The sequence below is a fragment of the Vibrio chanodichtyis genome (genome assembly GCF_028863985.1).
Classification (GTDB): domain Bacteria; phylum Pseudomonadota; class Gammaproteobacteria; order Enterobacterales; family Vibrionaceae; genus Vibrio; species Vibrio chanodichtyis.
The window spans coordinates 63,189-77,897 of the sequence record NZ_JARBFT010000012.1 but is presented as its reverse complement, the minus strand read 5'-3'; the positions used below and the strand labels follow the sequence as shown (position 1 = coordinate 77,897).

15 protein-coding genes and 1 tRNA gene are annotated in these 14,709 nt (G+C 46.5%); 12 read left to right on the top strand and 4 right to left on the bottom strand.

Translation table 11 applies throughout. The annotated features are described in order from the left end of the window. The first annotated feature begins 102 nt into the window (after positions 1-102). A tRNA-Trp gene (locus PUN32_RS11555) sits at positions 103-179 on the top strand. Between the two features lie 440 nt (positions 180-619). Then, positions 620-1,000, top strand: a complete 381-nt coding sequence (crcB, locus tag PUN32_RS11550; protein ID WP_274723360.1) for a fluoride efflux transporter CrcB — start codon at positions 620-622, stop codon at positions 998-1,000. A gap of 553 nt (positions 1,001-1,553) precedes the next feature. On the opposite strand, the gene PUN32_RS11545 is transcribed toward crcB, so the two are convergent. Continuing rightward, positions 1,554-3,350, bottom strand: coding sequence for an aminopeptidase P family protein (locus PUN32_RS11545; RefSeq protein ID WP_274723359.1), 1,797 nt, complete (start codon positions 3,348-3,350; stop codon positions 1,554-1,556). A 333-nt stretch (positions 3,351-3,683) separates the two neighbouring features. Between PUN32_RS11545 and tsrA the strand changes: the two genes are divergently transcribed. Next, positions 3,684-3,968 carry an H-NS-like global regulator TsrA gene (gene tsrA / locus PUN32_RS11540; protein ID WP_274723358.1) on the top strand — a complete coding sequence of 95 codons (285 nt, stop codon included), beginning with the start codon at positions 3,684-3,686 and terminating at the stop codon, positions 3,966-3,968. Between the two features lie 86 nt (positions 3,969-4,054). Here the strand turns inward: tsrA and asnC are convergent, their stop codons facing one another. Next, positions 4,055-4,510 (bottom strand): transcriptional regulator AsnC, encoded by a 456-nt coding sequence (gene asnC / locus PUN32_RS11535; protein ID WP_166014027.1) that lies wholly within the window; start codon positions 4,508-4,510, stop codon positions 4,055-4,057. A gap of 194 nt (positions 4,511-4,704) precedes the next feature. Between asnC and PUN32_RS11530 the strand changes: the two genes are divergently transcribed. Both PUN32_RS11530 and PUN32_RS11525 read left to right on the top strand, forming a co-directional pair. Further along, positions 4,705-5,490, top strand: a complete 786-nt coding sequence (locus PUN32_RS11530; protein WP_274723357.1) for a class I SAM-dependent methyltransferase — start codon at positions 4,705-4,707, stop codon at positions 5,488-5,490. 123 nt (positions 5,491-5,613) lie between these two features. Then, positions 5,614-5,991: a hypothetical protein gene (locus PUN32_RS11525; RefSeq protein ID WP_274723356.1), complete on the top strand. Its 378-nt coding sequence runs from the start codon at positions 5,614-5,616 to the stop codon at positions 5,989-5,991. 122 nt (positions 5,992-6,113) lie between these two features. On the opposite strand, the gene PUN32_RS11520 is transcribed toward PUN32_RS11525, so the two are convergent. Then, complete coding sequence (locus tag PUN32_RS11520; RefSeq protein WP_274723355.1) at positions 6,114-7,001, bottom strand: carboxylate/amino acid/amine transporter; 888 nt, start codon at positions 6,999-7,001, stop codon at positions 6,114-6,116. A 56-nt stretch (positions 7,002-7,057) separates the two neighbouring features. Continuing rightward, entirely contained in the window at positions 7,058-7,483 is a 426-nt protein-coding gene (locus tag PUN32_RS11515) for a universal stress protein (protein ID WP_166014031.1), read from the bottom strand. A gap of 164 nt (positions 7,484-7,647) precedes the next feature. On the opposite strand from PUN32_RS11515, the gene ftnA reads away from it, so the two are divergent. The 7 genes from ftnA (at position 7,648) to ubiB (ending at position 14,655) form a co-directional block, all read left to right on the top strand. Continuing rightward, a complete protein-coding gene (ftnA, locus tag PUN32_RS11510; protein ID WP_166014032.1) occupies positions 7,648-8,175 on the top strand; it encodes a non-heme ferritin in 528 nt (175 codons plus the stop codon). A gap of 75 nt (positions 8,176-8,250) precedes the next feature. Further along, positions 8,251-8,574, top strand: coding sequence for a universal stress protein UspB (uspB, locus tag PUN32_RS11505; protein ID WP_166014033.1), 324 nt, complete (start codon positions 8,251-8,253; stop codon positions 8,572-8,574). Positions 8,575-8,699: 125 nt separating this feature from the next. Then, positions 8,700-9,887: a BaiN/RdsA family NAD(P)/FAD-dependent oxidoreductase gene (locus tag PUN32_RS11500; protein WP_274723354.1), complete on the top strand. Its 1,188-nt coding sequence runs from the start codon at positions 8,700-8,702 to the stop codon at positions 9,885-9,887. Between the two features lie 145 nt (positions 9,888-10,032). Then, positions 10,033-11,565: a DNA recombination protein RmuC gene (gene rmuC / locus PUN32_RS11495; protein ID WP_274723353.1), complete on the top strand. Its 1,533-nt coding sequence runs from the start codon at positions 10,033-10,035 to the stop codon at positions 11,563-11,565. 44 nt (positions 11,566-11,609) lie between these two features. Then, a complete protein-coding gene (gene ubiE / locus PUN32_RS11490) occupies positions 11,610-12,392 on the top strand; it encodes a bifunctional demethylmenaquinone methyltransferase/2-methoxy-6-polyprenyl-1,4-benzoquinol methylase UbiE (RefSeq protein ID WP_274723352.1) in 783 nt (260 codons plus the stop codon). 26 nt (positions 12,393-12,418) lie between these two features. Continuing rightward, positions 12,419-13,024, top strand: a complete 606-nt coding sequence (locus PUN32_RS11485; protein ID WP_274723364.1) for a ubiquinone biosynthesis accessory factor UbiJ — start codon at positions 12,419-12,421, stop codon at positions 13,022-13,024. Then, a complete protein-coding gene (gene ubiB, locus PUN32_RS11480; protein ID WP_274723351.1) occupies positions 13,021-14,655 on the top strand; it encodes a ubiquinone biosynthesis regulatory protein kinase UbiB in 1,635 nt (544 codons plus the stop codon). Before PUN32_RS11485 ends, ubiB begins: the two co-directional genes overlap by 4 nt. Positions 14,656-14,709: the final 54 nt, after the last annotated feature.

The window sequence follows — 14,709 nt, the reverse complement described above, 5'->3', positions numbered from 1 at the left end:
GTAGTTCAGTTGGTTAGAATACCGGCCTGTCACGCCGGGGGTCGCGGGTTCGAGTCCCGTCCGCTCCGCCACTTATTTAAAGTTTTAGCTTGTAAAAGTTACAGGGGTGTAGCTCCAATTGGCAGAGCAGCGGATTCCAAATCCGCGTGTTGGGAGTTCGAATCTCTCCACCCCTGCCATATTTTAACCTCAGCAGAAATGCTGAGGTTTTTGTTTATATCAAGTTGAAAAATTAATAATTTTATCTGCTGTGTATATTGCTCTCCTTCTCCACGCTTTCCAAAAATCAATTACATATACTGTATATTTTTGCTCTACGGGATTCAGATCTAGCTGTGTGCTGGAATGGCCGTCGCTCATGCAAAATTGATTTACTTGATATTACCGGTATGTATTTTGTTCGCCATATTTGTGTGAACTGCTCAATAGTTGTGGATATACATATTCGCTTTGCACAAGAATAAAGCATGCATAGAAATTATCGTGAATTAAGGATTTCTCGTAACTTAGTAAAATATGATTTTCAGTTGGATCATATGCTGCTAATGAGAAAGCATTTTCGTAGAGCCTTGACTAAGTTATGCTAATAAGTGTTTAGAATAATTGGGAGGTGCTTGTTATGTCGTTATCGGTATTGGGCTTTATTGCATTAGGTGGTGCGCTAGGGGCGTGTGCACGTTTCTTGGTTTCTGAAATATGTATCACCCTGTTTGGACGTGGTTTCCCGATTGGTACGTTAGCAGTGAATGTTATCGGTTCATTTATTATGGGGCTACTTATCGCATGTATTGAAAATGAATGGTTAAGTCCCTATCCATGGAAAGCAGTCATTGGCTTTGGTTTTCTTGGGGCATTGACGACCTTTTCTACTTTCTCAATCGATAATGTATTTTTAATGCAGCAAGGTGCGTTTGTGAAGATGGCAGCAAATATCCTTTTGAACGTTCTATTGAGTATTTCTGCTGCATGGTTGGGTTTTTACTGGTTAATAAAAAGTTGAACAGAGACTCAAGTATGTTACTTGGCCAGCCGATAAGCTTTGCTATTATAATGTCGCCATTTATCGACATGCCATCTAGTTAAAACGGTTTCTTTGGGATCTGTCAACGAGCACAGAAAACTGATCCACTTCACTCAGGTATTACTCCCCAACGACATTTATCTTTCAAGCGATAGCTGACACAACTTAATTGAAGAATATGAGAATGGGCAGTAGCCGGACCAATATCACCGCTGTTAGCGTCACATTATTCGCAAAAGTGCTCGGCTATTGGTCAAAGGATAAATTGCTGGCCGAAATACTACTGCAGGACTCATAACGTTTAGTGATCGGCAACATCAGCTCCTAGTTTACATTTTATTGACTTTGGTCTCGGATTTTCCGCTCGAATATGCATTGTCTCTTGCTCGAGCCGCGATATGTTAGACTCAGGATGTTTCACGTGAAACATATACTTAATTCCGAACCCTATTCTATTATCGATGGCTGATAAACCAAAAAAACCGCCTTATTGGCGGTTTTCTTATCTAATGTTATTACTGAAACCAATTAGTTATGTATGGGTGAGCGGTGACGTAGCTTCAGCTAACCAGTGGCGAGTCTGCTCATCGTGGATCAGAGGACTGACTTCGTGCCATACCGTTTGATGATATTGATTAAGCCAGTTCAACTCTGGCTTGGTTAGCCAATCTACTACAATGGCTCGTTTATCGATTGGACAACGGGTGAGAGATTTAAAACCAAGCATCGCATAATCACCCTGAGTCGCAAATTCAGTTACTAATTCTAAGTTCTCAATCCGGATCCCAAATGCATCTGTCCGGTAATAACCAGGCTCATTCGATAACACCATGCCTGGAAGTAGAACTACGTTATTCGCTACTTTTGAAATCCGCTGCGGACCTTCATGCACACTTAAGAAGTGGCCCACACCATGCCCCGTGCCGTGATCATAGTCATAACCGTGTGCCCACAAATGTTGTCTAGCCAATACGTCAAGTTGTGATCCAGTGGTGCCCTTGGGGAAGCGCGCGCGAGCTAGAGCAATATGACCTTTAAGCACGAGAGTAAATTGCTGCTTCATTTCCGCATTCACTTCACCAATTGCTATCGTGCGAGTGATATCTGTGGTGCCATCAAGGTATTGGCCACCTGAATCGACTAAATACAGGCTATTGAGTGTCAGTTGCCCTGGTTCTGGTTGATTTTGATGATTGTAGTGACACATTGCTGCATTAGTACCAGCGGCTGATATCGTGTCAAAACTGAGATCGACCAGAGTTGGATCTTGGCGGCGGAATGTTTCGAGCTGCGCGGCCAGTAGTGCTTCGTTATGTAGCTGGCCGTTAGCCACTTCACTATCAAGCCAAGCAAGAAAATGTACCATCGCCGCACCATCACGGATATGACAAGCTTGCATACCTGCAATTTCGGTACTGTTTTTTGCCGCTTTTGGTAGTAAGCAAGGATCACTATCATTGATCAGTTGCGCGCCGCTATTTTGCAAAGTAAGGGTCAACCAAGCGTTGCTAGTGGCAGAATCAATCATCACTCGATGAGTGGATAATTGGCGTAGCTGTGGCTCCAGTTGATGAGGATGATGAACACGCACCGTGCCGCCAACATGCGAGGCAAAGCCGATGGCCAAGCGTGTTGGGTCGAGGAAAAAATCGACGCTGGTATCACGGTGGACGATGGCGTGACAGAGTAAAACCGGTAAGCGTGATACATCTAAACCGCGGATGTTGAGCAGCCAAGCGATCGAATCTAGCTCAGTTAACACTACACAATCGGCATGTTTATCTGCGAGGGTTTTGGCGATCAACTGACGCTTGGCTAAGCTAGTTTGTCCTACGCTTGCCAATGGCATCAAACGCATTTCAGATACTGCTGGCGCTGGCCGGTCATACCACAGTTGATCAATCGGATTGCTTGTTACGGGGCATAAGGTAATCTGATGATCTGCTAGCTGTTTTTGCGCTTGCGTGAGCCAACTACCACGATGCATTCGAGGGTCATAGCCGACCTTGGATCTAGCAGGAAGCTGCTTGATTAGCCAAGCGAGATAGGGCTCTTCAATCAGATGATGGTAGGCGAACTGTTCGGCTGCTACCTGTTTGCGTACTTGTACGGTATAGCGACCATCAACAAAAATGGCGGCATGCTTGGTGGTGACGACTGCAGCGCCCGCCGAGCCAGTAAAACCGGTTAGCCAATTTAACCGCTCATTATGCGCGGGAATATATTCACCGAGGTACTCATCTTCATGAGGCACAATAAACGCGTCGAGTTGTTGAGTGTGCAGCCAGAGACGAAAATCGGCGAGGCGCTGAGTATGACAGTTTGGCATCTGAGATAATCCTTTTTCAAAACAGTCCGTTGTTTTATCGCTTACAACTATTCAATGGGTTGTGAGTGAACGAGAAAGAATAAGCTACTCTTTTTAGCTGTGCTGCGCAAATATCTGGCTATCACTTGAGCTTTGGTCTAGCACATCAACGGGTGTGATCGGTTGAAATAAGAGTGGTTGGTGTTGGTTGTTTATTTATTCTGGTGGTGATTACTAAAGATGAAGCAGTATGGCGCTGAAAAAATGCGTACCAAGGCTATTTTACTCAGTGTGCTTCCTGTGTATATTGTTGGCCTTTTCACGATTGACTAACCGTTTGGAATCCAAAACACTATGTCTCTAACCACCTATGAAATGGCTCGCATTCTAGAGCAGCTAGAAGAATCTCCAGAAAAGGTGATGTATGGAAAATTGCTTAATGAATTAGGCAATCAAAGCAGCGAACGTATTCGTAGCGCCGCTAAACAAGTCCCTCTGACTGTACTGCGCGATTTGATTTATCAGTTCCAGCAAGTTATCGAATCGCGCAAAGGCGAGCAAGTTGAAGCTATGGCTAAGCAGCTGGTGCAACAAGGCATTTCTGCTGAAGAACTACTCGATTACCTCAAAAAACGTTAACGGCAGCTATCACCGACAGCGTTATCTTTTGTTTCATGTTATTAACTTAAGTAGCCAGACGATTTATATCGGTATCGGCTAACTGGTTAGGGATTGACGTTGCGATTGATGGGATTTTGTAATGAGATCAATGTTTCAGTGGACTGTACTTCATCAATCGCTTGCAGCTTGTCAATCAACACATGCTGTAGCTCTTCAATTGAACGACACATCAGTTTGACGAAAATATTATAGGCTCCAGTGGTGTAATAAGCTTCCACCACCTCATCGAGTGCGTTTAGTTTGGCGAGTGCAGAGTGGTAATCGCGCGCCGCATTCAAATTAATGCCAATAAAGCAGCAAACGTCGTAGCCGAGTTTTTTAGTGTTAACCACCACTTCTGTGCCTTGAATGACATCACTAGCTTTCATCTTTTCAATTCGCACGTGAATGGTTGCTGGGCTTACATTAAATTGTTTAGCCATTTCGGCATAGGGCGTGCGAGCGTCGTCCATCAAAATCTTCAAAATGGCGCGATCCAGATCATCGAGTTTAGTTTGCATTATGTTCCTGATACTCCGTGATGCCGACAGGCGATAGCGAGGCTTGATGTTACCATTATTGTGCGGTTAGGGAAGTTTTGCGCTGACTTGTGCTGAGGGCTTGTGACGGTGAAATCACTGCAAGAGAAAGCGTAGGGTTTACTGACAAAATCCGCTACACTGAGTGCCGTTTTTTCTCGGTTTTCGGAGTTCCTTTGTTAATTCAATTGATTTGCGAAGCGCCACACCGCGCACAAGAGTTAGAGCAGATTGCTAGTCGTTGGCAACTACAAGCGAGCGATAACAGTCTATTTGCTCTGGTGTTGAGTGAGCAGCGTCTTGAATTGCGCAAATTAGATGAACCCAAACTTGGGGCGATCTATGTCGATTGGGTTGCAGGTGCGGTCGCCCATCGCCGCAAATTTGGTGGTGGTAAAGGGCAGTCAATTGCTAAAGCAGTTGGCCTCAATAAAGGAGTAACACCAGTTGTACTGGATGCGACGGCGGGTTTAGGGCGAGATGCTTTTGTATTGGCTTCCTTGGGTTGTCGAGTGCAGATGGTGGAGCGCCATCCTGTGGTCGCGGCATTGTTGGAAGATGGCTTACAACGCGCCAAGCAAGACAGCGAAATCGGTGCTTGGGTCAGTGAGCGTATGTGTCTGTTGCATGCATCAAGTCATACCGCATTGCAGCGACTGGCGGAGGATCCAAATTTTGTGGCACCGGATGTCATTTATCTCGATCCCATGTACCCACATCCAGACAATAAGAAAAAAAGCGCGTTGGTTAAAAAAGAGATGCGAGTTTTTCAATCGTTGGTGGGGGCAGACAATGATGCGGATGCTTTACTTGATCCCGCATTGCAACTGGCTCGTAAGCGGGTAGTAGTCAAACGACCTGACTACGCACCATGGCTGCAACAGCAGCCGCCGACTATGGTGATTGAAACCAAGAAAAACCGTTTTGATGTTTATGTCCTTGCTGCGATGGACAGTGAATAACGATTTTGGCTTAGTCTGGCATGATTTAGTGAGATCGATATTACTGGATCGGTGTTGTATTTTTGGGTGAACCACGTAATATCCGCAGCTGAGAATAGTTCGTATTTTAGTTGGAGCGCTAACGTGGCTAAACGTCTATGCAAACTGAGTCGCAGTGAGCTTGTGACCTCGCTGGGCGAGATTGAACGGTTGGTGGTATCACCACAATTTTTATGTCGTAGCTGCGCTCGCGTTGCTGCAGATAAAAAGTATCTGTGCAAACCACAATCACTCAGCAGCCAAGCATTAGCGACTGCGGCTAACACCAAATTGTCGGTTGCGGCTTGCGCGGTAGAGCCTAAGAAAGGTGCTACTAAGCAGCAGAAGTTTGACAAAAAACTAGAAAAACTGTTGAAAAGACAGCGTAAGCTGATCAAAAAGCAGCACAAGTTAGCCAGTAAAGTTGAGAAAATCCATCCACAGAGAACTCAACCAAGTGCGCAGCCCGCTGGTATGCACTAAGCTGTCATTGATCCACTATGTTTTATTGCCATCCCATCACCACCTCCTTGGGCGGTGGTGGTGGTGATGGTTTGAAGAACAGGCTCAACTGAGATGAGTTTGGGTCCTGTGCATTGCTCCAATTATTGAGGGTATTGGCGTTGATAATCACGCTCTACACGACGTTTTACCCAAGTTTCATTAAGCCACAGCGAAGCTAAGATCACTGCACCACCGAGTGAAAGACGCAGCAAATCTACATCGCGATTCCAGATCAGAATATTGACCACCAAACCTGCCGGCACTAAAGCATTATTCATAATCGCTAAGGCTCCAGCATTGACCATGCATGCGCCTTTATTCCAGGCAAAATAGCCCAGTCCAGATGCAATTAGCCCCAAATACAGCAAAATGCCCCATTGCAGTTGAGTGGTAGGCAGTTGTTTTACATTGCCAAACAGTAACAGAGCACCACTGGCGACGACAAAAGCCCCCAGATAGAAATAGCCAAATACGCTATGTTGAGGCAGGCGGATCGGCTGCTGTTCAAGCACATATTTGTAGCCGACTTGGCCAATCGCAAAACAAAGGTTGGCGGCTTGCACGACCAGAAAACCTGCGAAAAAGTGCGGACTAATTGCCGCGAATTTGATTAGCACTGCGCCAAGTACCGCAACCAAAGCGGTTAGTAGATACCAGGGTGAAAAACGCCGATGGAGCAAATCATAAATCAGCGTGACATAAATCGGTGTGAATACGGTGAACAGTAGTACTTCCGGAACGGAGAGTAGCAAGAAAGATTGATAATAGAAGCAATACATCAAGCCCAACTGAATGCCACCCAGCGCCATCAATTTGCCAATCAAGGCACGTGGTACGCCTTGAATACGCAGGAAAGGAATAAAAACTAGGCTAGCTAGCGCGACACGCATCCAAACGGCAAACCAAGCATCAACCTGACCAGCAAGATAAACGCCGATCAGGCTAAACGAAAACGCCCATAACAGGGTGACTGCAGAAAGATAAACCATAACGCCATCGATAAAAGGAATGGAAAATGGCAGTCTACCTGAGTCTTTTCTGTTCGTCAGTCGTTGAGTGGTACAACCAACATATCCACCGGTGAGCTATTGATCAATTGACGCGTGGAAGAGAGCAGTTTGCTCCAGAAATCTTGATGATGGCCGCACACCAGCAGGTCAACATTAAATTCATTGATGGTTTCACACAGTTCATTACTTAAATCACCACTGCCGACTAACGTATGCTTGATCGGGTAATCGGCATGCTGCGCCAGACTTTGTAATTGCGTGAGTGATGACTCCATTGAATGGTGTTGGGTTTCCGCCAAATTAATATCGATTAGACCGGTATACAGCTCGGCATAGTTTACATCGATATGGATAAATGAAATGGCGGCATTAAGCGGTTTGGCCAGTGCCACCGCTTTCTCAACCAGTAGTTTGCTATCTTCAGAGAGATCGACTGCGACCAAAAGATGTTGATAACTCATTGTTCAGGCTCCTGTTCGGGTGACTTAATACAGCGTAGCACTGGCGGCTGTAATTTTTTGTCGCAGCGATCTCAGTTTGATCGTGCTGGCTTGAGCAACGACTACAATAGCCAGTGGCCATGCTATAGTTTGTGTAAACAGTCGGCGTAAATTAGGAGCTTTTTATGTTGTCGCAAGCGATGGTTGAGCATCTCAATCAGCAAATTAACCTAGAATTTTTTTCATCCAATCTATACTTACAGATGAGTGCTTGGTGTGAAGACAAAGGCTTTGACGGTGCGGCTGCATTTTTGCGTGCACATGCCGTGGAAGAAATGCAGCACATGCAACGTTTGTTTACCTATGTGAGCGAAACTGGGGCGCTCCCCATTCTTGGTGCCATCGCCGCACCGCGCCACGATTTCGCTTCACTGGGTGAGGTGTTTCGCGAGACTTATCAACACGAACAGAAGATCACCCAACAGATTAACAAACTGGCCCATGTGGCGTTTAGCAACCAAGATTACTCAACCTTTAACTTCCTGCAGTGGTACGTGGCTGAACAGCACGAGGAAGAGAAATTGTTTAAAGGGATTTTAGATAAGCTAGAGCTGGTCGGTGAAGATGGTAAGGCACTGTTCTTTATCGATAAAGATCTTTTAGCATTGGCGAAAAAAGGCCCATCTTCGGTGATGGATGTCCCTGCTGAGTGAAATAAGCCACGAGGTAGCTTAAAGTGGTGATCTTTTACTCCGGGCATGCTGAACACCAGGTGTAAGGAGGAAAAGATGATCGGTGCAGATACCATTCTATTGGCGCTTATGAGTGTTACGGCAATTAATGTGGTGCGTTATGTTACCGCGCTGCGTTCGTTGCTTTACATCATGCGTGAAGCGCATCCGCTACTGTATCAACAAGTCGATGGACGCGGTTTTTTTACTACTCATGGCAATATGACTAAGCAGGTGCGTTTGTATCATTACCTGAAAAGTCGCGAGTATCATCATCATCATGATCCGCTGTTTATTGGTAAATGTGATCGAGTGCGTGAACTGTTTGTATTATCCGGTTCTTTGCTGGTGCTCACAACGGTTGTTGCCTTTATGCTTTAGCCTGCCGCGTTAAACCGCACTTGGTATCGCGTTGGCATCGTAGTGGTTTGCCGCTACAATAACCGCCAAAATGAGTAAGGATGTGCACTCAGCACATCCTTTTTTTATGGGATGAGAGAGCGGTAATGAGCAAGAAAGTTGACGTAGTGATAATTGGTGCTGGTGCTGCAGGTTTAATGTGTGCCGCGCAAGCAGCGCAGCGAGGCCGCCAAGTGTTACTGCTCGATCATGCCAAAAAACCGGGACGAAAAATTCTCATTTCTGGCGGTGGTCGCTGTAATTTTACCAACTATGAGGTGTCGGCAGCGAATTATGTATGCCAAAACCCACACTTTGTGAAATCGGCACTCTCCCAATACAGTAACTGGGATTTCATTTCGCTAGTCAGTAAATATGCTATTGATTATGAAGAGCGTGAACATGGCCAGTTATTTTGCTTAGATTCAGCGAAACAGATCGTTGATATGCTGCTGAGCGAATGTAATCAACCGAATCTTGAGCAGCATTATCAAGTTGAGATTAGTGCGATAAGCCAAATCGAATCGGGGTTTGCGCTGCAAACCACACTCGGAGCCATTCAATGCAGCTCGCTGGTCGTAGCAACCGGTGGTTTGTCGATGCCCAAGCTGGGCGCGACTCCATTGGGCTACAAAATTGCTGAGCAGTTTGGCTTGCCAGTGATCAGCACCTGCGCCGGTTTAGTGCCGTTTACATTGCATGTGCAAGATAAACAAGATTTCGCGCCATTATCAGGAATTGCGATCCCCGTCGAAATGAGCACGCAAGGCGGCCAAAGCTTCAAACAAGCTTTGCTGTTTACTCATCGCGGCTTATCCGGGCCTGCCGTGCTACAAATCTCTTCCTATTGGCAGCCGGGTCAAACTATTACCACTAACTTGTTACCTTCAGTTGACTTAGCACAGCTATTGCGTGATGAGAAACAAAACCATCCAAATCAAAGCCTGAAAAACACCCTCTCCAAACTGCTGCCTAAGCGCTTAGTCGAAGTGTTGATTGAGCGAAAAATGTTTGCCGATAAACCACTCAAACAATATACCCCGCAAGAGTTGGAAGTGGTGCAAAGCCGTTTGCAGAGCTGGTCTATCGTGCCAAACGGCACCGAAGGTTACCGCACTGCCGAAGTGACGTTAGGTGGCGTTGATACCGATTGTCTCTCTTCAAAAACCATGGAGTGTAAAACCGTCAAAGGACTGTTCTTTGTTGGTGAAGTGATGGATGTCGCTGGTTGGCTTGGCGGCTATAACTTTCAATGGGCGTGGTCGAGTGGCTACGTAGCGGGCCAGTGGGTTTAAGTAAAATGCGAGTTAAAGCTCGCTGGATAAGCTGAGGCTAGGGTAGATTGTGCTGCTTTGGTGTTAATAAATTCGTAACCAACTGGACATTTATCCAGTGTCGAAATACCCTTGTTAGCGAGATAAATCACCGTAAGTGTTCAACATGCAATGGATTTTTGAAAATCAAACCGCATTGTGGTCTGGGTTAGTGAGTGCTAGCACGGCTGGGATGGCCGCAGGTTGGTGGATGAAGCAGCGTTATCAATTGAAAACACAACTGCTGACTCAGCAACTTGAACAACAAAACGGTTGGCATGCCCAGCAGATGCAGCAGCTTAACCAGCAACTGGCTAATGCGCAGCACGAGTTAGATGAATTAGATAATCTACGTGATAAAAATGAGTTTGAGCTAAAGCAGCTGCATGGCAAGTTAATGGCGGTGCTGGAAAAACTGCGTTACTTCGAGGATGTGAAGCTAGAGCGCCAGCAGTATGCGGATCAACTCAATCAGTTGCGTGCGGCTAATGCCGAACTAGATAGTCAATTACGCGAACAAGAAGCGCGTCATCAACAACAGTTGCTGGCAAGCCAAGAAAAATTGCAATTGCTGGAGCGCGCGGAAGAGCGCCTCAAGCAGCAGTTTGAGCAGTTAGCCAATCAAGTCTTCGAGCACAAAACCATCAGCGTTGATCAGCAAAACCGCCAGAGTCTGCAAGGTTTGTTGACCCCACTGAAAGAGCAGTTAGAAGGCTTTAAAAAACAGGTCAATGACAGTTTTAATCACGAAGCGAAAGAGCGCCATACTTTAGTGCATGAATTGCGTAACTTGCAGCGCCTCAATGAACAGATGGCGCAAGAGGCGCTTAACCTAACCCAAGCATTAAAAGGCGATAACAAGCAGCAAGGAAACTGGGGTGAGGTGGTGCTGGCGCGAGTGCTGGCTGAATCTGGGCTACGTGAAGGCCATGAATACCAAACCCAAGTCAGCTTACAAAACGAAGCCGGTAAACGCTATCAGCCGGATGTGATTGTTTACCTGCCGCAAAATAAGCAAGTGGTGGTTGATTCAAAAATGGCCTTGGTGGCTTATGAGCGCTACTTCCATGCGCAAACCGATAGTGAGCGTGATAGCGCCTTAGGTGAGCACTTACTTGCGCTGAGAAACCATATTCGTGGCTTAAGCCAAAAAGATTATCATCAGTTGCAAGGCATTCAGAGCCTTGATTATGTGCTGATGTTTATTCCGGTTGAGCCAGCGTTCCAAGTTGCGATTCAGGCCGATCCCAGCTTAGTTAAAGACGCGCTGGAGCAGAACATTATTTTGGTCAGTCCAACCACTCTGTTGGTGGCACTGCGCACCATTGATAATCTATGGCGCAATGAGCGGCAAAATCAAAATGCTCAGGTGATCGCAGAGCGAGCCAGCAAGTTGTACGATAAATTGCGCTTATTTGTTGACGATATGCAAGCACTGGGCGGCTCGCTAGATAAAGCCAATCAGAGCTATCAAGGAGCCATGAGTAAGTTGGTCACCGGGCGTGGCAACGCGATCCGTCAAGCGGAAAGTTTTAAGCAGCTTGGGGTGGAGATCAAACGCTCGATTGCCCAGCCTTTGATTGATCGTGCGCAACACACGGCGGAAATGGAAAATGCCCCTTTAGTAGAAAGACATCCGATTGAGGATAAAGTAAACTAACTGCCCGCAGTTGCCGTTGCCATGACGGCCAGAGAGGAAAAACAATGACCGACACCAACGTGCTCGTAAACACTGAGCCAGACTATCAAGAAACCACTCATTTTGGTTTTACTACCGTACCTAAAGACGAAAAAGTCCACAAAGTCGCGCAAGTATTTCATTCGGTAGCGGCCAAGTACGACATCATGAATGATTTGATGTCGGGTGGTATTCACCGTTTATGGAAGCGCTTTACCATTGATTGCTCTGGAGCGCGTGCTGGACAACGCATTCTCGATCTAGGTGGTGGCACGGGTGACTTAACCGCTAAGTTTTCACGTATCGTCGGTGATAAAGGTCATGTCATCCTTGCGGATATTAATAACTCAATGCTGAATGTGGGACGCGATAAACTGCGCGACAGTGGCATTGTCGGTAATGTGCATTATGTGCAGGCTAATGCGGAAGAGTTACCGTTTCCGGACAACTATTTTGACTGTATCACTATCAGTTTCTGTCTGCGTAACGTGACCGATAAAGATAAAGCGCTCCGCTCGATGTTTCGTGTATTGAAACCGGGTGGTCGTTTGTTGGTGCTTGAATTTTCCAAGCCGATCTTAGAGCCGCTGTCTAAACTTTACGATACCTACTCATTTCATATTCTGCCTAAGATGGGACAATTGATCGCTAACGATGCCGACAGTTATCGCTACCTTGCCGAATCGATCCGCATGCATCCTGATCAAGACACTTTGCAAGGCATGATGGAACAGGCTGGCTTTGAACAAACTACCTATTACAACCTGACCGGCGGCATTGTGGCGCTGCATCGTGGTTACAAATTTTAAGGGCTGCTATGTCATTGCTTGCGACCATGCCACTCGCACCGCTGCTCACTGCGCTGCTTGAAACGACGCTCAACACGCTGATCAGTGACGATCCCGGTTTAATCCGCCAACGGCAACGTCTCAAAGGTAAGGTGATTTCACTGCATCTGCGTGAATTGCAGCAAACGGTGACTTTTGTATTCAGTCAGCAAATTGATGTAATGACCGGTTTTGAAGGTCAAGCAGATTGCTATTTGGCGTTCGATCTTTCGATTTTGCGGCAACTGCGCGAGCAAGAAAATATCACCCAACTGATTAAGCAAGATCAATTGCAATTGGAAGGTGATCTGCAATTGGCGCAAAAATTTGCAGCGCTGATCAGCGATTGTCGGCCTGATATTGAAGAGTGGTTATCGCGCATGATCGGTGACGTGCTGGCACATAGCTTAGTTCATAGTGTTAAAAGCATGGCTGAAACTTTGAAACGGCAAGCGTCGCAATCTCAACATCATTTGGCTCAAGTACTCACCGAAGAGTGGCGAATTGCCCCTCCCGCATTGGAAATTGCCTATTTTTGTGATCAGGTCGATGAGCTCACCAGTCACACCGCTCGCTTAGAAGCACGCATCAGCCAGTTATTGGGATCCGCATGAAACCAGCAGAGTTGAAACGGTTATACCGCATAATCAAAGTACAACTGGAATATGGCCTCGATGAGTTGTTGCCCAACCATCATTTGACGCGCACGCCACTGCTGGTTCGTAAATGTCTATTCTGGTTACGTAATCAGCATAGCGAGCTGCCGTTGGGGGAGCGCTTACGTTTAGCACTGCAAGAACTGGGTCCGGTATGGATTAAGTTTGGCCAAATGATGTCAACTCGGCGCGATCTGTTCCCGCCACACATCGCCGATCCATTGTCGATGCTGCAAGACAAAGTTGCCCCATTTGATGGCCTGCAAGCCAAACAACTGATGGAGCAAGAACTGGGCGCAGCCCTGGAAACCTGGTTCGATGAGTTTGATCTTAAACCGTTAGCCTCTGCTTCCATCGCTCAAGTACATACCGCCAAGCTGAAAAGTAATGGCCGCGATGTGGTGCTGAAAGTGATCCGCCCCGATATTCATCGGCAAATCGATGCGGATCTCAAACTGATGTATCGCGTGGCACGTATTGTGGCGAAAGCATTGCCGCAGGCGCGCCGCTTAAAACCGGTTGAAGTGGTACGCGAATATGAGCAAACTTTGCTTGCCGAGTTGGATTTACGCCGTGAAGCCGCTAACGCGATTCAGTTGCGTCGCAACTTTGCTGGCAGTGAAGAGCTGTATGTACCAGAAGTCTTTACCGAGTTTTGTAATCAAACCGTCATGGTCTCTGAGCGAATATATGGCATCCAAGTCTCTGACTTGGCGAGATTGCACGCCAATGGCACCAATATGAAATTATTGGCTGAACGCGGGGTTAGGGTTTTTTTCACCCAAGTTTTTCGCGACAGTTTTTTTCATGCTGATATGCATCCTGGCAATGTGTTCGTCAATCCAGCACATCCTGATAATCCGCAATGGATCGGTTTGGATTGCGGCATCGTGGGTACACTCAATAGCGCAGATAAACGTTATCTGGCCGAAAACTTTCTGGCTTTTTTCAATCGCGACTATCGCCGAGTGGCCCAGTTGCATGTCGATTCAGGTTGGGTTCCGCTGGATACCAATGTTGATGAGTTTGAAGTCGCGATCCGCATGGTATGCGAGCCGATTTTTGCCAAGCCGTTGTGTGAAATTTCGTTTGGTCATGTGCTGCTTAATCTATTTAACACTGCGCGGCGTTTCAATATGGAAGTGCAACCGCAGTTGGTTTTGCTGCAAAAAACACTGTTGTATGTTGAAGGTTTAGGGCGTCAGCTCTATCCTCAACTTGACTTGTGGCAAACCGCTAAACCATTTTTGGAACAGTGGATGGCCAATCAGGTTGGGCCACAAGCCTTTTGGCATACGCTGAAAGAGCGGGCACCACTATGGTTTGAAAAAATGCCTGAGCTGCCAGAATTATTGTATGACAGCTTAAAGCAAGGTCGTAATCTGAATCAGCGTTTAGAGAGCTTTTATCAAGGCTATCGACAATCAAAACGTCAGCAGGGAACGGCGAAGTTTTTATTTGGTGTTGGAGCAACATTCGCCGTATGCTCAGCGATATGGATCTCCAATCAGTTAGAATTATTGGCTATCGGTAGCGCAGCGTTTGGCGCGTTATGTTGGCTGCTCAGTTGGCGAGCTTACCGTCAGTAGCGCAATCGCGCTTGGTGGTGTTCGAAGATTTATTCACATAACCCGAGGTAAAAA